This window comes from Aestuariibius sp. HNIBRBA575, from assembly GCF_040932005.1.
Taxonomy (GTDB): Bacteria; Pseudomonadota; Alphaproteobacteria; order Rhodobacterales; family Rhodobacteraceae; genus CANLNM01.
In genome coordinates this window covers 399,455-418,223 of sequence record NZ_CP162414.1, presented here as the reverse complement: position 1 = coordinate 418,223, position 18,769 = coordinate 399,455, and the positions used below count along the sequence as shown (strand labels likewise).

19 protein-coding genes and 2 pseudogenes are annotated in these 18,769 nt (G+C 54.0%); 8 read left to right on the top strand and 13 right to left on the bottom strand.

Translation table 11 applies throughout. The features are described 5' to 3' along the window. Window positions 1-58: 58 nt before the first annotated feature. From AB1F12_RS02150 to AB1F12_RS02130, 5 genes are all read left to right on the top strand, one after another. Window positions 59-592 carry a GbsR/MarR family transcriptional regulator gene (locus tag AB1F12_RS02150; RefSeq protein WP_368186240.1) on the top strand — a complete coding sequence of 178 codons (534 nt, stop codon included), beginning with the start codon at window positions 59-61 and terminating at the stop codon, window positions 590-592. Between the two features lie 55 nt (window positions 593-647). Further along, the gene (locus AB1F12_RS02145; RefSeq protein WP_368186238.1) at window positions 648-1,208 is read left to right on the top strand and encodes a hypothetical protein; all 561 of its coding nucleotides are present in this window, start codon (window positions 648-650) and stop codon (window positions 1,206-1,208) included. A gap of 1 nt (window position 1,209) precedes the next feature. After that, window positions 1,210-1,545 (top strand): hypothetical protein, encoded by a 336-nt coding sequence (locus AB1F12_RS02140; protein WP_368186236.1) that lies wholly within the window; start codon window positions 1,210-1,212, stop codon window positions 1,543-1,545. A 32-nt stretch (window positions 1,546-1,577) separates the two neighbouring features. Beyond that, on the top strand, window positions 1,578-2,099 hold the full coding sequence (locus AB1F12_RS02135) for a hypothetical protein (protein ID WP_368186234.1): 522 nt from the start codon (window positions 1,578-1,580) through the stop codon (window positions 2,097-2,099). A 93-nt stretch (window positions 2,100-2,192) separates the two neighbouring features. Then, entirely contained in the window at window positions 2,193-2,927 is a 735-nt protein-coding gene (locus AB1F12_RS02130) for a DUF805 domain-containing protein (protein ID WP_368186233.1), read from the top strand. A gap of 211 nt (window positions 2,928-3,138) precedes the next feature. On the opposite strand, the pseudogene AB1F12_RS02125 reads toward AB1F12_RS02130, so the two are convergent. From AB1F12_RS02125 to dapA, 5 genes and pseudogenes are all read right to left on the bottom strand, one after another. Further along, window positions 3,139-3,356: pseudogene (locus AB1F12_RS02125) on the bottom strand (transposase); the annotation flags it as partial. Between the two features lie 101 nt (window positions 3,357-3,457). After that, window positions 3,458-4,471, bottom strand: a complete 1,014-nt coding sequence (locus AB1F12_RS02120; protein WP_368186231.1) for a proline racemase family protein — start codon at window positions 4,469-4,471, stop codon at window positions 3,458-3,460. Between the two features lie 3 nt (window positions 4,472-4,474). Further along, complete coding sequence (locus AB1F12_RS02115; RefSeq protein WP_368186229.1) at window positions 4,475-5,950, bottom strand: aldehyde dehydrogenase family protein; 1,476 nt, start codon at window positions 5,948-5,950, stop codon at window positions 4,475-4,477. A gap of 12 nt (window positions 5,951-5,962) precedes the next feature. Further along, a complete protein-coding gene (locus AB1F12_RS02110; protein ID WP_368186228.1) occupies window positions 5,963-7,213 on the bottom strand; it encodes an FAD-dependent oxidoreductase in 1,251 nt (416 codons plus the stop codon). A gap of 58 nt (window positions 7,214-7,271) precedes the next feature. Beyond that, window positions 7,272-8,150 (bottom strand): 4-hydroxy-tetrahydrodipicolinate synthase, encoded by an 879-nt coding sequence (dapA, locus tag AB1F12_RS02105; protein WP_368186226.1) that lies wholly within the window; start codon window positions 8,148-8,150, stop codon window positions 7,272-7,274. A gap of 416 nt (window positions 8,151-8,566) precedes the next feature. Here dapA and nhaC point away from each other — a divergent pair, with 416 nt between their 5' ends. Further along, window positions 8,567-10,066 carry a Na+/H+ antiporter NhaC gene (gene nhaC, locus AB1F12_RS02100; protein ID WP_368186225.1) on the top strand — a complete coding sequence of 500 codons (1,500 nt, stop codon included), beginning with the start codon at window positions 8,567-8,569 and terminating at the stop codon, window positions 10,064-10,066. Between the two features lie 57 nt (window positions 10,067-10,123). Next, on the top strand, window positions 10,124-10,552 hold the full coding sequence (locus AB1F12_RS02095; RefSeq protein WP_368186223.1) for a universal stress protein: 429 nt from the start codon (window positions 10,124-10,126) through the stop codon (window positions 10,550-10,552). A gap of 135 nt (window positions 10,553-10,687) precedes the next feature. Here the strand turns inward: AB1F12_RS02095 and AB1F12_RS02090 are convergent, their stop codons facing one another. The 8 genes from AB1F12_RS02090 to AB1F12_RS02055 all read right to left on the bottom strand — a co-directional run bounded on the left by AB1F12_RS02090 (window position 10,688) and on the right by AB1F12_RS02055 (window position 17,444). Then, window positions 10,688-11,407 (bottom strand): GntR family transcriptional regulator, encoded by a 720-nt coding sequence (locus tag AB1F12_RS02090; RefSeq protein ID WP_368186221.1) that lies wholly within the window; start codon window positions 11,405-11,407, stop codon window positions 10,688-10,690. Between the two features lie 544 nt (window positions 11,408-11,951). Then, window positions 11,952-12,509, bottom strand: coding sequence for a hypothetical protein (locus AB1F12_RS02085; protein WP_368186219.1), 558 nt, complete (start codon window positions 12,507-12,509; stop codon window positions 11,952-11,954). A 256-nt stretch (window positions 12,510-12,765) separates the two neighbouring features. Beyond that, window positions 12,766-13,404 (bottom strand): CPBP family glutamic-type intramembrane protease, encoded by a 639-nt coding sequence (locus AB1F12_RS02080; RefSeq protein WP_368186217.1) that lies wholly within the window; start codon window positions 13,402-13,404, stop codon window positions 12,766-12,768. Further along, window positions 13,404-14,594: a serine hydrolase domain-containing protein gene (locus tag AB1F12_RS02075; RefSeq protein ID WP_368186216.1), complete on the bottom strand. Its 1,191-nt coding sequence runs from the start codon at window positions 14,592-14,594 to the stop codon at window positions 13,404-13,406. The genes AB1F12_RS02080 and AB1F12_RS02075 overlap by 1 nt, the downstream gene beginning before the upstream one ends. Continuing rightward, window positions 14,591-15,700 (bottom strand): S41 family peptidase, encoded by a 1,110-nt coding sequence (locus AB1F12_RS02070; protein ID WP_368186214.1) that lies wholly within the window; start codon window positions 15,698-15,700, stop codon window positions 14,591-14,593. The genes AB1F12_RS02075 and AB1F12_RS02070 overlap by 4 nt, the downstream gene beginning before the upstream one ends. After that, window positions 15,697-16,095, bottom strand: coding sequence for a DUF4260 domain-containing protein (locus AB1F12_RS02065; protein ID WP_368186213.1), 399 nt, complete (start codon window positions 16,093-16,095; stop codon window positions 15,697-15,699). The genes AB1F12_RS02070 and AB1F12_RS02065 overlap by 4 nt, the downstream gene beginning before the upstream one ends. Window positions 16,096-16,206: 111 nt before the next feature. Continuing rightward, window positions 16,207-16,746, bottom strand: a complete 540-nt coding sequence (locus AB1F12_RS02060) for a hypothetical protein (protein ID WP_368186212.1) — start codon at window positions 16,744-16,746, stop codon at window positions 16,207-16,209. Between the two features lie 83 nt (window positions 16,747-16,829). Continuing rightward, window positions 16,830-17,444, bottom strand: a complete 615-nt coding sequence (locus AB1F12_RS02055) for a helix-turn-helix domain-containing protein (RefSeq protein ID WP_368186210.1) — start codon at window positions 17,442-17,444, stop codon at window positions 16,830-16,832. Between the two features lie 806 nt (window positions 17,445-18,250). Between AB1F12_RS02055 and AB1F12_RS02050 the strand changes: the two are divergent. Next, window positions 18,251-18,766, top strand: a pseudogene (locus tag AB1F12_RS02050) (transposase); the annotation flags it as partial. Window positions 18,767-18,769 lie beyond the last annotated feature (3 nt).

The following is an 18,769-nucleotide window of genomic DNA, read 5'->3' as shown; positions in this document are numbered from 1 at the left end:
CTTGACTTTTGTCGTGAAATTCTGATATTTCTGTCATTACAGAAAATTGGGAATCAAAATGCACCTGACCGATTCTATGCAGCGCTTTATCCTTCATTGGGGGGAAATGGGGACCAAATGGGGCACCAACCGGTCCGTCGCCCAGATCCACGCCTTGCTGCATATCGCACCCGGCCCCATGACGGCGGACGATATCTGTGAAACGCTGAATCTGGCGCGGTCAAACGTGTCCACAGCGCTAAAGGAATTGCAGGGCTGGAAGCTGGTGAAATCCAGTCGTGAACTGGGGGATCGCCGGGATCATTTCACATCTGTGCGCGACATGTATGATCTGGTGGATATCGTGATCGCCGAACGTCGGGAACGTGAATTTCTACCCACAATCAACGCCTTGCGCGATGTGATGTCAGATTCAGATCAGGACCAAACCCCCGAGGATGTCAAAAACCGCATGGCCGAAACATTGACCGTGATGGAAATGTATGACGCATGGTATGTCGACGTGTCCCGCCTGCCCCGCAAGGTGCAGATGGCCGCAATCAAGCTTGGCTCTAAAGTGGCGCGTTTCTTACCCACAGGTGGCAAAGACTAAGACAAATGCAAACGAGGGCGTGTTCATTTGCCCATAAATTTCGGAGATTACAGAAATGTCAGGCATTGCAGGAAAATCCGTTCCAATCCTTCCACCGTTTCGCGGCGCGCTCATCCCAACAAAACCGATGCTCAAACTTGCGCTTTTGCCCAGCCCCAAACCGGTGTCGCACCACAAAGTGGCGGCTGGACCGTTTGCCATCGCCCTGATCGCGACGCCATTGTTGGTGGCCTTGCTGGGCTTTTGGGTCGTGCTGATCCCTGTGGCCGCAGTGCTGTTTGGTGGCATTCCATGGCTGATCATCGGGGGCCCCGTTTTATGGATGGGAATTGCCCGGTCCGGCCCAAATGTCGACTTTGTGGGCCGGTCGGTTGTGGCACATTTTCTGGGCACCCCGATCTTTGTTCTGGCCTATGAAATTGCAGTCCTCGGTCACATCGAATGGGACAGCCTTTTGGCGATTATGGCATTTATGCTGATGTTTGGCCTGTTATTTTCGATGATTTGGGGGGCCGTATTTGGTTGGCTGTACAAACGGTTCGCCAAGATTGAGCCCCGGCCCAAAGACCCCGACATCCGAGACATTCTTGAAAACTCTGTAGAAAAGGAGGTCTGAAATGACCCTAGCGTATATTGTGTATTTCGTGATCGGTGTTGCCGTTCTGGCGGTCCTGACCCTGCGGCTGAACCAAGTCGGGCAGCAAATGGGTAAATGCACCCAAAATGCCCCGACGATGCAAATCATCCTGACCTCATTGATCACAGGCTTCTTTACCATTGGGATGGGCGGGCTGATCCTGTTGGGGCTGGTATTAAGCAGCTTTGCAGCCCCCGCCCCCACCACTTTGATCTTGGCACTGGGATTGATGTTTGTCGCGCTGGGCTTTGCCTTTACGCAGGCGGTTTCGATCCTACGCGGTGCCGTTGCGGATGTGATTGCACAGCCAAGCTAAACAAAACGCCATTTCCCCAAACCCTTGGGGGAATGGCTGCTTTACGCTACATCATGGCAATTGAACCAAAGGACACGTTGATGCACATTGACCCGGATCATCCGAACCCAGTGTCGCCAGAGCCCAAAAACACCCACAAAGTTGATGTTGTATCATTTGTTATCTCGCTCATGTTGGCGCCCTTGGTCATTGCGTTGCTTGGCTTTTGGTTGGCTCTTATCCCCGTTTTCGCAGTGCTGTTTGGCGGGGTACCCTGGCTGTCCTTTGGGGCCTGGTTTTTGTGGCTCAGTTTGAAACGTCATGGGCCGGGTCCGATGCTGATCGGGGCGGCCTTGCTCGCCAATCTTATCGGGACGCCCATCCTGACATTTCTATTCATGGTCATCAGCGATCCCACTGGTTTTACGCATGAATTGTGGGATGTCATCGCGTTTATGGTTGGGTTCGGGATTGTTTTTTCCGGGCTGTGGGGGACTGTTTTCATATACCTCTACAAATGGTTCTACCGCACCAAAAACCGCCGCACTGTCACATCCCCAAACCAAGTGGGATAAATTCAGACCACATTCCCTGATCTGACCCGACATTTGCCCAAGTTTCGCCAAACCCGGCATCAAAAAGGGACTTAGCAACTTTGGGAATTTGTGATGATTGGTCCTTTTACAGCGCTAGAAAATTTTATCTTCAAAGCCTTCAACATGTTTGGCCGCGCATCGCGGGCAGAGTATTTCTGGGTGATGTTGGTCTATTGGGGCGCGATGATCGGGTTGGCCTATTTGGATGCGTTGGTGGTCTGGGACCGAATTATGGCGTTTTCTTTGCCGCCGTTGAACCCGCTGGCCTATGGCACGGTGTATCTGTTTGTCATCACGCTGATCCCACGCGTTACGCTGTCTGTACGCCGTCTGCATGACGCTGGGCGCGCCGCGATCTGGGCTGTGTTACCTTATTGCGGGTTTGTCATTGGGTTCTGGGTGGTGTTCGGAGCACTCGCCGCGCTTTTCGTCGGGATCGCTAACGGGCAATTGGCCTTTCCGGCGGGCACCACGTTGTTCCAAGCGTTTATGTCAATGTTCGACACGCCGGGACAATTGGCGGATGGAACACGCGTTTTGATGGTCCTTGGCATGCCTTTATTGGTCCCCGCATTGTATCTTTTACTGATGGCATGGCCGTCTGCGCGGGGCGAAAACGGATTTGGCAGACCGGTACGTTCGAATGCCATCAAAGGCACCGGTAAAGCGGCGGAACACAACCCTTTTGCCGCCTATGCCATTCTGGCCTGTCAGGATGATGGCGGCCCAACAGAAGCCCAACGCGTCGCCAACAAACAAGAGGTGCATTCGCTCTATCGTCAACGCGTGCTGGGCCTGTCGGACTAACGCAATAACGCCTGCGCGGTTCCCGGTCGTCAAACTGGCCTAACGGCCCTCTGTTCTGATCACTTAGCTATAAGATCCAAGTGTTTGCCCATTACAGTGAATGTCCGCATTCCACCCAATTCTGTGGAAAAACAACGTGTTGCTGGTGCAGAAAGTAATGCTTTAGAGGCTGCGCAAGCGCCTTTCTGATCAGGCATTTGCATTTGCTATGTAACCGAAACCTACCCAATCCAAGAATGCATTTGAGATGAGCGAAGAGCATCTCGACCTTTTTGCGCAGCCGCATTGAAACTTTGTATTGCTTGGTTTTGCACTATCGCGCGCAACATGACGGACGTCTTCATACCCTTCGCGGTTAATTTTGCATGCATCAGCCTTGGGGTAGCACTTCATCTTTGATGGGCAGGCCTGACGGGTGTGCTTTAGCGCGCAGACACTTAGATTGTTTCGGCGGGATATTTAGTCTTCAAATGCCCTGCTATATTGCCACTGAAATAACCTCGGTTCCGATGAAGCCTAAATTCATGATCTCAACCGCCCCAAGTGTCTGAAAGCGTAAACCCTGTGGGAAACGGATCGCTCGGATCCAACCCGATTTGCGAAATGCCGTGGATCCAGCATTGCCCGGTCACGTTCACTCGGCAGCCAACATAAGGCCCAATCTGCGCCTCGCCCGTCAACTTTGCGCGGAATTCACTGCCAATGATAGAGCGTGTGGTGATCGTATCGCCGACGTTGATTTCACCTTTTGCACGCATCACCGCGACGGTCGAATTTGTTCCGGTGCCACAGGGGGACCTGTCTGCGCGTGCCGGTTTCAACGTCGTGCAATGGCGCATCGCGCCGTCTTCGTCCTGGCTGCGAAACATCACATAGGCCAACCCGTTCACGGCGGGAATTTCGGGATGAACAACGTGGCATTGCTCGGCGATCAGATCGCGCAGGACCGTTCCGATTTCCGCAAGTGGCCGCGCGTTTTCAGGGACGATGGACAGGCCGGTGTGTTCCACATCCACCAGCGCATAAAACACACCGCCAAAGCAAATGTCATAGGGCACCGGCCCCCAGTTTTCGGTATCCACGACGCCGCTTTGCGCTACGAACGATGGCGGCATATCAAGGCTTACGCCCGTCACTTTGCCATCTTTGCACTCTGCCGTCGCTTTGACCAAGCCTGCGGCTGTATCCAGTGTGACGACAGTCTGCGGCTCTGTCATCGGCAACATGCCGGTTTCCAGAATTGCAGTCACCGCGCACATGGAATTAGACCCGGACATGGCGTGCGCCTGATCCGTTTGAAGCACGATCATGCCGAAATCCGCATCAGGGTGGCAGGCCGGTGGCAGCAATACAAAGGAGTGGTTGGCGGCAGCCCTTGGTTCTGAACACAACCAGCGCCGTAAACCATCGTCGACCTCGTTGATGTGGGTCAGTTTGGCCGAGATGGTATCGCCGGGAATGTCCAAAACACCGCTCGTGATGACCCTGCCGATTTCGCCAGCGCAATGGACATCAACGGTTTGCAGGGTACGTGTCCAACGCATGGCTCACTCCTTGATATACCAGCCCCAGGGGGCGGATCGGTCATAGGTGGTTATCTGTTTTGTCTCGAGGTAATTGTTGAAACCCCATTCCCCCAATTCGCGACCTATCCCGGATTGCTTGTAACCACCCCATGGGGCTTCGGTGAAGGTCGGTTGCGAACAATTGATCCAGACGATGCCCGCCTGAAAGGCCTTTGCAACACGTTCCGCGCGCTCCAGGTCATTGGACAAAACCGCCGCCGCGAGGCCAAAGCGCGACCCGTTCGCGAGCGAGACGGCTTCGTCTTCGGTTGAGAATTTGCGAATGCACACGACTGGCCCGAAAATTTCTTCGTTCCAGATCCATGCATCTGTTGGAACATCCGCAAAGATGGTCGGCTCGACATAACATCCGTGTTCCAGCCCAGATGGTACACCGCCGCCTGACAACAAAGTCGCCTCGGTCTTTCCTTTCTCGATCGCCGCCAGCACCTTTTCGTGCTGCGATTGGCTGACCAGAGGGCCAAGGAGAACGCTGTCCTCCAATCCGTGACCGATTTTGATCTTGGCGGTTTCGTCAACAAGACGCTCGATCAACGAAGGATAGATATCCTCATGGATCATCACGCGGCTGGTGGCCGAGCAAACCTCGCCTTGGTTCCAAAAGATACCGAACAGTATCCACTCAACTGCCTCATCAATATCTGCATCCTCAAAGACCACCATGGGGGATTTGCCGCCCAGTTCCAGTGAAATGGTTTTGATGTCCCGCGCGGCCGTTGCCATGATGCGCGACCCGGTTGGGACGGACCCGGTAAAGGCAAGTTTGTCGACCAGCGGATGTTCCGTGAGCGGTTGGCCCGCGTCTGGCCCCAGACCTGTCAGAATGTTCAGTGCGCCATCGGGAAGGCCCGCCTTCTGCGCAATCACACCAAGTTCCAGCGCTGTGAGCGGTGTCAGTTCGGATGGCTTCAGGACGACTGTGCAGCCTGCCGCCAACGCTGGTGCTACTTTCCACGCGGCCATCAGCATCGGAAAGTTCCAAGGAATAATCGCACCAGCCACACCAACGGGTTCTTTGACAGCCCTCGAAGTAAAGCCGTCCATCGACAGTTTGATATCCTTTTCAGTAGTTTCATCAAACGAGCGGGCCATGTCTGCGTAAAAGTGGAACACACCTGCGGTGTCTTCGACATCCCACACAGCCTCGGGCAGCGGTTTGCCGTTGTCGCGCACTTCCATGCGGGCCAGCTCGTCTGTCCGAGCAACAATCTCATCGCCCATCTTTTGTAGGATGTCGGCACGCTGTGCCCCGGTCATTCGTGGCCAAGGGCCCTGATCAAACGCGGCGCGCGCGGCCTTGACCGCCGCGTCCACATCCTGCGCACCCGCAGCCGCAACCTGATGAAAAACCGAGCGGTCCGACGGATCAATCACGTCAATCATCTGACCAGATGAGGGTGAAATCCATTGCCCATTGATAAAGAGGTCTTTCTGCATCGGAATTCTCCTTTAGAAACGATTGATGTGATAGGGGGTCATGTCGATTTCTGGGGTTTGACCTGTGACCAGATCACCCATCAGGCGCGCCGTGGTCGCAGCATAGGTCAGCCCCAAATGGCCATGCCCGGTCGCATAAAACAGCCCCGGCGTTTTTGCCGAAGGTGACATCAGCGGGATGGTATCGGGGAAGGCCGGGCGATGGCCCATCCATTCACTATGATCGTTCACTTGCAAGTTCGGCAGTGCGTGTTGCGCCCCGCGGACCGTGACCTTGGCCCGGTCATAGTTAGGAGGCGCATCAAGTCCGGCCATTTCGACCGTTCCCCCAACCCGAATGCCACCGGCAGTCGGGCTGACCATAAAGGCCTTGGCGGGCCAAATAATCGAGTGCTTAAGTTCCAGCCCCGGTGACTTGAGCTGAGTGTGATACCCGCGCTCGGTCTCAAGCGGGATCGGTTCGTCCAACATCCGCGCGAGACGTCCTGTGAAGGCACCAGCACAAAGAATGACTTGGTCTGCTTTCAGATATTCACCTGTGGTCAGGTTGAGCCCGGTGATCCGGTCGCCGCGATTGAACCCCATCACCTCCGCGCGGCATACTTCGCCACCCAGAGCTTTGAAGCGCTCGATCAGCCTTTGGACAATCGCAAAGGGATCCGCGACCGTCTTGTTGTCTGGCAACAAAACGGCCTTTGTGATCTCGTTTGTGATTTCGGGCTCCAACCGGTGGAGCGCGCGACCGTCCAACACCTCATAGTCAAAGCCGAATCGTTCAAGCATATCGATACGTTCGCGATCGGCCATAAATTCGGTCTCATTGGCATAAAGCGTGAGACTGCCGTGTTGAGAAATCTGTGCGCTTAGTCCCAGTTCTTGCAACAATGTTTGGGTGTCTGACAGGGCCCGTTTGCTTAGGGTCGCGCCTGCCTGTTCGACGTGCCGAACGGTCGACGGGCGGCTTGCTTTCAGGAACCGAAGGAACCACGGGATCAGTTTGGGAAAGTAGCGCGGACTGATGCGCACAGGGCCTTCTGGGTCCAGCATCCATCCCGGCACCTGCTTCCATATTGACATACGGGCCACAGGCAGGAATTCGGTTATCGCGATGGATGCAAGCGGTCCAAACGATGCCCCACGACCGGGTTCGTCGCGGTCAACCAACACGACACGCTGCCCACGTTTTTGCAGTTCATACGCTAAGCTGGCACCAATAATGCCTGCTCCGACGACGATCGTGGATGAATGAGTGGATGAGCACATGCGCGCCTCGTCGGGAAACAAGAGTTAAGGGCGGTCACGGCGCGACCGCCCCTTTCGATTACAGCGCCAGAACCGGTTCCAACGCGGCCTTGAGGTCGGCCTTTTCTTCATCAGTCAAAGGTCCAAGTGGCGCACGACATTCACCGACGGGAATGCCCTGGAGTTCGCAACCGTATTTGATTTTCTGCACGAACTTGCCGCTTTCCAGAATGTTCATCGCCCGGTAGAGCGCGGACATAATCCGGCGGGCCTCTTCCAATTTACCTGCTTTATATGCGCGATCCAGATCGCAGCAGGCTTTGGCCATAAAGTTCGACGGCCCACAAATCCAGCTCTCCGCACCCCAGAACATGAAGTCCAATGCGATGTCATCGGAGCCGGAAATCAATTGGATTTTGCCATCATAGCGGGATGAAATCTCAATCGCACGCTGCAAAACTCCGGAGCTCTCCTTGATTCCAATGACGCGGGGATTGTCTGCGAAGTGATCCATCAACTCTAGGCTGATGTCTGACCCATCCTTGGCCGGGTATGAATAAAGGACAATGTTGACGTCGACTTCGGCCAACACGGTTTCATAGTGCTTGATCAGTTCGTCCTGTGTGGGACGTGTGTAGAACGGCGGGGCCAGCAAAACGTTGTCGTAGCCGATCTCTTTTGCCAGAGCGGTTTGTTCGATCACCTCTCGGGTTGCTGGCGCGTTGGTGCCGGCAATCAGGATTTCATCATCATTGGCGAAATCCTTAACAAACTGCAGCACGTCTCTTCGCTCTTCAGTGGAAAGCGAGAAGTACTCACCAGTTGAACCGTTGGGAACCCAACCAGTGACCCCAGCCTCACGGAAATGAGTGAGCAGTTTTTCAAAGGCGCCAAAGTCGATTTCGTTGTTTTGATCAAAGGGTGTGACCAGTGCGGGCATGACGCCGGAAAGTTTCATTCGGGTTCCTCCAATGCGGGTCGCTGTGAGATTTTTGTATGAGCGACGAACTTGAGTCGCCGCTTAAGGCGTTTCTGTCGACACTTTGCCGACATGTCAACTAACGATTAGAAACTGACAGGACCAAAGACCAATCAGTTCCGTCCCCCACTTCAAACGCAACGATGCGCCTGGACACAGACATTCAATTGAAGAAATAGCTTCGAATTCCATGACGTTCCTAGAATGGGTGGGGCGTCTACGGCGGCTCACGCCGAGCGAAATAAGACATGATCCAAGGCAGAAATATCGCCAGATAATACCTCTTCGGGCCCCTGTCTTGTCGACATTTGGTCGACAAAAATATTGACTTGACGACAATTCGTCGACATCAAGCAGCGAGGAAAACACAAATGTAGACTTGTGGGAGGAAGACAATGTCTTACGATTCAGAACGACAACTCATTGAGAAACCGTCATTTATGATGGCTTTGTTACCGCTGCTTCTGGCGGTGATTCTGGTAGCAATGCAGGTTTTCTACTACGGCGATGTATCGCCCCATGTTCCCTTGGCTCTTGGGGTTGTTATAACGGCGGCGTTTGGCTGGTACCGTGGTTATCGCTGGAAAGAGATGCAGGACGGCATGTTCAACGTGATCCACGTCGCGTTGCCCGCAATCTTCATTCTTTATACCATTGGCATGATCATTGGGACGTGGATTCATGCAGGTACGGTTCCATTGATGATCTATTGGGGGCTTCAGGTCCTTGATCCCGGTTATTTCCTGTTTGCAGCTTGCGTCATTTGTTCGATCGTCTCGGTCGCAACCGGAACAAGCTGGGGTACAACGGGCACCATGGGCCTCGCGTTGATCGGTATCGGCGAAGGCCTTGGCGTTCCGATGCATATGACTGCGGGTGCCGTTGTTTCTGGCGCATTTTTTGGCGACAAAATGTCCCCGCTGTCAGACACCACGAACTTCTCGCCTGCGGTGGTTGGTTCCAATCTGTTCACCCACATCCGGAACATGTTGCCAGTGACGGTGCCTGCGATGATCCTCGCCCTAGGTGCATATCTGTACTTTGGCATGCGCTTTGCCGACGGCAACATCGATCAGGCAAAACTGGATGCGACGGTAAACACGCTACAAGGCGAATTTAATCTAAACTTCCTTGTGTTGCTGCCTGCCGTGGTTGTGACCTTTCTTGCCGTAACTAAAAAACCTGCGCTTCCTGGTCTGTTTTCCGGCGTTCTTGTTGGTGGCCTCTGTGCGATGGTGTTCCAGGGCGCGGGTCTGCACGACATCTATAACACTGTGCTAAACGGCTACTCGTCCGACACCGGCGTTGCCGAAGTCGACAGCCTGCTGTCCAAAGGCGGCATCATGTCGATGAACTGGACAGTGACCCTGATCCTGATCGCACTGGCATTCGGCGGCCTGCTTGAAGCCACCCGTTGCCTAGAAACAATTCTGGACACCATTTTGTCCTTTGCCAAAACTCAGGCATCGCTTTTGCTGTCTGCCTTGGCATCGGTCTTTGGTATCCAAGTTGTAACAGGTGACGTGTTCCTAGCTATGGCGCTTCCGGGCCGGATGTTTGCGCCTGCATTCCGCGGCAAAGGCATTCATACAACCGCACTGTCACGCTCGATGGAGGACGCTGGCACGTTATCTGCACCGCTTATTCCCTGGAGTGCCGGTGGTGTCTTTGTAGCGGGCACCCTGGGTGTGGCCACGCTGGCTTACCTTCCATGGGCCATTGCCTGCTGGGCGTCCTTGCTGATCGACATTGCTTACGCCATCACAGGCGCCTTCATTCCCAAGGCAACCGAAGAAGACTTCGCCGAGTGGCAAGAGCGTGACGATGCTGTTCTTATCGACGGCGAAATGCTTCCCAGCAGCCAGATCGAAGCAAGCGCTCTAAAGCTGAGCTAAGGAAAGTGCCGCGCTCGGGCTCGCTATGTCCGAGCGCGCCAATGAAAGGACAGAATAATGACAAAACGAATTCTCGTTCCCGTCGATCTTCATCAGGAATCTGATCGCGCCAGTTTGCTTGAAGAAGCGGTGACATACGCCAAAGCTGTGGATGGCAAACTTATCTTGCTCAATGTGGTCGATATTGACTTTGACTCTGCGATGGTTGATCGATTTAGCGACGTTAAGAGCGAATACGCAAACGCGGCGCGTAAAAAACTGCAGGATGTCGCTGAACGCCGTGTACCAAAAGAGTTGATCGAAGATATCAAAGTGAGCAGTGGGCGATCCTATTCCAAGGTCATCGACACCGCCACTGAACTGTCGGTCGATCTGATCATGATGGCAGCGCATAAGGAAGGCATGGCGGAATATCTACTCGGAATGACGGCCGCGCGTGTTGTGCGTCATGCACCATGCTCCGTCATGGTCATTCGCACAAGCTAGTCGAATGTGCATGATTGGAAGACAACGAACGCGATGCCCAGCGCATCGCGTTTTTCGTTGCGTCTAGACATGCGCGTCAAAGGGGGGCGAACATTCACCGCCACCACTGCGCGCGTTGCCTAATGGGGCGATCTGTCAAACGCTCTCTGGCAGCATCGATAGATCGTAGTCGAAGTCTTCACTGTATTTCGCGCTTAGGAATGCAACAAAGCGGCTGTGGAATTGGCGCGTATGTTCATGCGCCAGCTGATCTGCCAGCTTCACTTCTCGGTTGCGGATCGCCTCGATCATCTCTTGGTGTTCCGAACCCAACAAGACATCGGTTTCAGAGGAATCGATATAGTCGAAATGCATATGCAAAATGCGCCGCCCATCGTCCAGGAGAGACCTGTAAGCATCTGCGAGATAAGGGTTTTTGCCCGCATCTGCGATTGACATGTGAAATTCGCTATTGGTGCCTGACATGGCCAGGTGGTCTCGGTCCTCGCAGGCTTTCTCAAACGCCTTCGCAGCCGCTTCCATTTTCCTAAGATCGGGACCAGTGCGGTTCTGCGCGGCAAGGCGGGTGTTTATCCGTTGAAGGAAATCCAATGCCTCAACATAGCGTGGAAATTCGGTCATATTTATCGGAGCGACCAATGTCGACCTATTCGACAGCATCACCACCAGACCCTCGGCTGACAACCGCACCAGCGCCTCTCGGATCGGCGACCGCGACATGGAGAACCGTTGTGAAAGGCCCGTTTCGTCCAGCGGCGCTCCCGGTTCAAGCTCCAAGGACAGGATTTCCTTTTTTATGACACTGTAGACGTAGCGGGACCCACCACCCTTTGATTGCTTCTTTGGTTCTGACAATTGGCCGGCCTACTCATGAGTGTGTATGTGAATAGCAACTTAACTAAATGAACCTGATTGTTGAAGTTCTATGTCGAGTGGTTGTCGATATGTCGATCCCATTGCAAACAAAGCAATTCCAGTTTTTTTCCGGACTTTCCGTTGTCTTTCTCATCGTCCACTCCTCCGCGGTTACGATGAGCGACAAACACTCTCTTAGCAAATGCCCCTATTTGGGCCCATAAGCGCTGACGTCAGACAAACCGGACATTCGCTGCAGGAAAGACCAAGGACCGCTCTGCGGACTTAGTGAGCTTTCGCGGCGGCTGTGCCAATGTCTGCTTTTCGAATCCGCGTTCGGGACTCGACATAAAACACAGCGTGGAGTAGCGGATTTTCAATGCGCGTTACAGTGGGTTAAGCCATTGAAACTGCTTGTTCTATTCTCGGATATGCTAGGCCTGCGCTAATTTTGAGCAGGGACACGCGAATCGCCTCTAGAGTGATTTAACAGTCGCTTAGCAACGTAGTGTGGTAGATGATCAGCGCAATGCGCAGTACTCCCCTATGCTGGAATGAAGCGACTGATTTCGGATATTCTGCTCATCAAGCTGTGATAGGATCTTCGTTCAGATTCCCGGCTTGTTTGGCCGAGCAAATCGCGCGCGAAATCAAACTGTTCACGCTTGATAAGTGCGTCCCCGTAAACATATAGCGCTGATAGTTTGTGAAGTCTCAAGCCGCTTCTATTGGCGACAGCCGCAGCTTCAGCCGCGTATTTTCCGGCCAGCACCCGATCATTTTCCGCTAAAATCATTTGTGCATAAATGCGAAGGGCCTCAGTTTCGATTCTGGGCATGCCCAAACGCCGAGAGTCGGCAATTATCTTTTCTATTTGCTTCTTATAGCCTTTTGGCTCGATTGATTGATCCGCAAGGTCTATCTGAATACGGGCTAAGAGAGCGTTGTTCAAAATGTTGCGTTGCTTACTTTGACGCGCGGTTGCGATTGAGTTTTCAACCGTTTCTCTAGCGCGGGGATATTGCTGTTTGTTGCGCAAAAGAACGGCCCAGTGGCGATAAAACACCGATGAGAAACGTAACATGCCGCGTTCGTTGGCCAAGTTGATGGCCGTTTGGTGGCGGTGCCCAACCGTATCTAAGTTTCCCGAAATGTGATCAATCAGCGCAAGGTAGGCAGTTGCGACTCAGCTGATTTGGCTGCCCACGTGACGCGAAAAATCTGCGGGCAAGATGAGGCCTTGCAGAGACGATTTGGCTTCATCTAATCTGCCACGGTCGATTTTTTCTAAAGCCAAGTTAAGGCGAACGCGCCGAACCGCAGCGTGTAACGCGGGGTCATTGCGCTTTTGGTGGTCATCATGTTGCATAGCCAAAAAGAAGACCTGCGATAAGGTTAAGGCCAAAAGTTCTGACCAGGGCGAGGTTGCCCGGCTGAAGAGACATCAGAAAAAGGGCTGGCAAGTGTCCAATTGCAAATAAGACTGCCGTCAGAACGACCGCCATCCTTAGCGCGAAGCGGTGGGGCGATAGGTTTGAAAGACCAAGTGCAATTAGGCTCAAGAGACCCCAGCGCATGATGATTTCCTCGGCGATACCTCCGTAGAAAACACCGATGGTCAGGTTGGCCAAGTCCGCGGCTCCAAGCAGCGTTTTCAATTCACTTCCGTCAGGGCGCCACATCGAAGCGGTGGTTTGATCGAGAACCCCAAGCATGAGACCGACAAGTGCGCCAAACAACCCAAAGATCAGAAGCTGAGTTGGAAACTGCGCGTCACCAAGAAAAATCCCAGACTTCAAATTCATTCTAGGCGCGGCCCAAAGCCCCCCCAAGGAAAAGACCGCAAGCAGAGCAAGCGGGTTCACCGCCAAGGCGATTGCCGGAACGCCCGGCGGTGGGGCAACGAGAGTCACAAGTGCGATCAAACCGGGAAGGCTGATCAAGATCGCAATCAACAGTTTCTTGATGTTTCTTGAGGTGTGCAACGTTTCTAGCATCACAGTTCTCCTCCGAAAGACCGCGCGACAACATCTGCGATGTCGACAACCGGTGCGCTGGTTCCGCTTGCCAGTACGGCAATGGAAATATCTTGTGCCGGATAGACCCTCACCACGGCCGCAAAGCCCGGGCCGCCTCCGCTATGTTGAAACCACCGTGCCTCAGCATCAATTTCGAACCAACCGAGGGAGAAATCCCCTGGCTCCGGTGCAATCATCAGTCGCACTGCCTCGTCAGTTGGAAGAACAGGGCCCCTTCCTATTGTGACTGCACCCAAACTGGCGGCGTCTCGTGCGGTTGAAATAAGTCCAGTTGGCGGGGTCGCTTTGATGTAGACACGATTCAGCCACCAAATCCGCCTGTCTCTTTCTCTGACCAGTTCGCTGAGGTCGGCAAAATAGGGAAGGAACGGCGTGAAGAAATGCACCAATGGGTGCGAACCGAGGGCTTCATTCGCCGTTTGTGGCGGCCCAAAAACAAAGCTGCTTGATGTCATGCCGGCGGGTTCTAACACCCGCTCGGAAACCGCTTCCTCATAGGTTTGTCCGCTCACCGCTTCGACAATCGCGCCAAGCACCATGTATCCGAGATTGCTGTAGCTGCGGTCGCTACCGGGTTGGAAATCAAGCTCGCGGTAGTCAGGCATCTTTTGGCGCAAAAACTCCGTTTGATTTGGCAGGTTCTCGTCGTACTGAAGCCACCCAAAAACCGCCGGCACTGTGTCTTGAAGGCCCGAAGTGTGCCGCAAAAGGTCTCGGGTCGTCATGCGATGTACTGTGTCTTCGTCTATGTCCAGCCAGGGCAGAATCTCTGTAACTGGGAGGTCGAGATCCAGTTGCTGATCCTCGGCTAGCGTCAAGATCGTCAGAGCCGTCGCAAGTTTGGTGACAGACCAAATGTGATAGCGTGTCTGAGGCGTTGCCTTTTGGTCCCTATAGGGATTTGCGGTTCCTGACGCCATTTCCCACGCAACTTCGCCGTTTTGAACGACGGCAATCGATATCGCGGTGGCCGTTTGGGAAGCGACGATGTCGTCGAGCCACACCTGAAGGTGATCGCGATCAACCGGTGCCAATGGTTCATCAGGATGGGGAACCATCATCATCCACACTGCGAACAGTGGCGCAGCCAGGAGGGTGATCACGCTGACCACCCATTTCCACCACCGCACATGTGCCAGATATTTCATAGTTTTCTCTCAATATTTCGCATCTCGGAAAGGAACGACAACGCCACGGATTGAGCGTCTTGGGCAGACGCGGCCATGTCCGGCACCAGCCCCACACCTTCGATCCGTCCGCTCCCGTGGCTCACATAATCGGCGACGGGCAGGAATAGGGTAAACTGATCCCCGACATCAAAGGGTTTTTGAACCAGCAGAGCGCCTGCGCTGGTTTCGCCGATTAACACGGCGCCGCGCGTGGATTGCAGTACTTCTGCGACGAGTTCGGCTGCGCTTTGAGTTTCACCATTGATAAGGATCGCGATTGGACCATGAAACATCGGCCGCATAGGTAAGAATTGGACTCGTGTAATGTCATGGGTTGCAAGGTGGTTCCAAAGACCGACAACAGATGTACCATGCCAAGGCTCTAACGCTTCAATCTGTGCGCGCTCTGGCATTGGCCCAGCTTCGCGAGGCCATCCTCGGCCCAATAGAACGCCGGCATCGACACCATTAGGAATGCAGTGTCCTACCAGATGGCGCATTGCAAATGCCCCGCCTGGATTATCACGCAGATCAATGATCAGGCCTTTCGCGTCGTTTGATATGATTTCCTCGAATGCGGCCGTGATGCGCGGGCCGGTGTCTTGGCCCATGAACGTGCGCACAGAAAGACGGGCCACCGATTGGTCCCCCCCCAAAGATACGGCGTCGACGCCGACTTGTACGGAGTCAAAGTGATGGCCCAGCTCTGCCGCACTGCGGTGTTGGGCGGACAACACGACATGGGACAGACCGATCTGCCTGAACAGTTGTGCAAAATCGCGATGAAATTGCTCGGGTTCTGGCGAAGCGTCTGCGATGTCCGTCAGATCAGAGAACAACGTTTGTGCTTGTTGTGATGCCATCCATGTTGGGTCAAAGAAGTGCCTGTCAAAGATGTCTTTGATGACCGAAACGGATCGGTGGTATTCGTCAGTGTTTGCCGCACTTGGGCCTGAGATCATGGCCAAGCCGGTCGCGCTCAGCGCCTTGATAAAGGATCGGCGGTCCATGCGACGGGAGGGGGCAGGAGCATGCGAAGTCGCGTTCTTGGACACAAGGCCAAGTGGATCAGAGAGGGCGTTCATTGCGTGCCCCCCAACGATAGGTGCGTGGTCTTGAAGCCCGATCTGTGCTTGAGGCCGTAGCCGATCGCGCGGTCGAGGCCGATATGGGCGATCCAGATCGTGACCAGCGCGGCAGCCTCTGACCAACCAGCGGCCCAACTGATCACACCAATTGCCGCAGGGCCGATGTAGCTGTGCATCGCATTATAGGCAATCGCACCGATGCGCGCGCCGAACGCGTAACCCACCATTGCCAGGTCAGGCGCAAGGATCAAACTCGCGAAGAGCGTCCAGCTTTGTTCCAACGTGGAATAAGCAGCGATGGCCGCAAGCCCAATCGCAAGGCCTTCCAATCGCAAGAGCGGGATCAAATCGTATTTTGCAGGGCGTTTCGGGGCTGTGATTTGTGTTTGCATTGGGTCCGTCCGCTTTTTTGGTTTTGGCGAAGAAACGTGCGCAGCGTGAAACATAGGAAACGAACAAATCGCTTTCCGTCCTTCGCATCAGCTGCGCACGCATGTCTCGGTCTAGGGAAGCGTTGTGGTTAGGCTGGCGCAATCCACGTCTGTCTTGCTTGCGCCAAGAACGTCCGCAAACAGGCTTCGGCCTGGGTTGATGACAAATCCGGTCTCCGCCGAAAGGCCTTGCGCCAGATACAAATCTGCTGACTGATCTGTGGCATCGGATGAAACGCGCACCATGTCGCTGACCAAATCCCGCCCTGCCATCAGGTTGCGCATTACGGCAGGGTTCGTGATGACAATTCGTATCGGTCCCGTTCGGCCCACTTCGACATGTTCGCCAGAAAAGTCGCCTGCCACAAACCGGACAGGCATCGTGCGACAGGCGCTGTTGATGCGAAACGAGGCGGTGCCTTGGCCGGCAAGCCCGCGTAGCATCAAAAGGTTCCCCTCCCTCGGGTTCGGAATATTGATGACGGCGATGTCCCGTTCCGGGGCGATGACCGTATCAGCTTTTGCAATTTCGGCTGATACGGCGGCGATCAATGTCATACCGACCACCAATCCAATGGTGGCCAGATGATCTTTTAGCGTTCTGAGTTTCATGACGTTTCCTTTGATGGTTGCTGTCCCACGCATGTGGGCTCTGGAACCAAGAAAGGCGAAAAGCGCAAAAGCTGCGCCCGGATTTACGTTTGCGAACGTTTGAAATCGCGATTGCGAACGTTTTTGTCACCACTTTCATGGCGTTTATAGTCAGACGGCGTTTGGCCGGTCAGGCGACGAAACTCTGTGTTGAAACTGGATTTGCTTTGGAAACCTGCCTCTAGCATGATGTCTGTCACGGGCAGATCAGTGGTTGTCAGCAGCATCGCTGCATGGCGTACGCGAAAGCCATTGATATAGCGCGAAATATTCTCTCTGTGAACGCGATTGACCGCTTTTGACACGCTCCGTGCAGGGCAATGAAGTCGCCGCCCCAACCGCGCGAGCGTCAGATCCGGGTCCGTAAACATTTTCTGTTCGGCCATCAGTTGATCGAGCTTACGCAACAGGTCCTGGTCCTCTTCCAAAGGTGTCTCTGTCGCGGGATCGCGCGTCGCCTGCCGCGGCTGCCCCCCAAGGACAAGTGGCACACCAATAAGAGCGCTCAGCAAGACAACCATAACAATCACGCCAGATACGCCGGTTAGAAGCTGGATAATCCCTGTATTGCCCGCAGACAGCACCGCAACAAAGATCAGATCAGCCGCAACGATCAGAACGATAAAGAGGAGCGCAAAGAGCAGTGCAACTCTGGTCATGCGAAATTTGCCCGGCGCGACCTGAACAAATGTTTCCGGCGGTTGGAACAGCATCCTTGCCAGCAAAATGGCACAGATGGCATTGGTGCCGATCACGACCAAATCAGCGGACCATGCCCTTGGTAACAAGAGTGCAAGCTGCCCAACGATAAGACCAATGGCCGTTATCACAAGCCTCTGTCGTGGCGGCGATCCAGTCGCTGACGCAAGTGATTGAAAACCAAGCCAGAGCGTCGGGGCGATAAGTATCGCTATGTGAGGTTGTATTTGGCTCAGAACATCAAACCCATATTCCGATCTCAATCCCACAAAGACGGTGACCAATGCGACGAGGCTAAGTGCAATGCCAAACAAAACGCGCGCCGCAACAGGCAGCAGCGGTCTGCTCACAACCGCAGCTGCGATGAAAACCGCAAGAATTGAAATGAGCCAAGAGGTAGGAACCGTGCTCACAGTGGTATTCCTCAGATTAGGTCTTCAAGCGTAATAGATGCGATGCCTCGTAACGTTTCAGGTGCTGATCATCGGAGCTTTTTTACACGCAAGGCAATGATGCCATCGGCATTTAACGCCACATTCGTCGGAGCTTGCAAGTATCCTCCAGTACGAGATCGCGTTTTAGAACTATATTCAGATCAAACTTCGAAATGGTGGCGTTCAGATTGTTTCGTGGATGCAGCACGCGGCTCACCCTCGACAGCTTTGTCCGAGGCACGATAGTTCTGACAAAGTGCCGAGGAAGCCTTTCGTGAACAATGCTGCGTTTCCTAGCGGAGAGCTGCTTTCGTTTGTCTGACGTCAGCGCTTATCTCAGTACGGTTCTCGACGATTACAGCCGTTACATCGTCTCTTGGAAACTCTGCACGACCATGCGGGCTGAAGATGTGACCGACACGCTGGACTTAGCGTTGAAGGCATCTGGCTGCGATCAAGTTCATGTCGTTCACAAGCCACGCCTGCTCAGCGACAACGGCTCCAGTTACGTCTCGGGCGATCTGGCAGAATGGTTGCAAGACAAAGGCGTGAAGCATTCCCGTAGTGCGCCATATCATCCACAAACCCAAGGTAAGATCGAACGATGGCACCAAACCCTGAAAAACCGCGTCCTGCTGGAAAACTACTTCCTGCCGGGTGATCTGGAGGCCCAGATCGCAGACTTCGTCGATCATTACAATCACCTGCGCTATCACGAGAGCTTGAATAACGTCACACCTGCCGATGTCTACTATGGGCGTGACAAAGCCATTCTAAAACAAAGGGAAAGGATCAAACGAAATACCATCGAAGCGCGACGCTTGCATCACCGCCAGCAAGCCGCATAATCA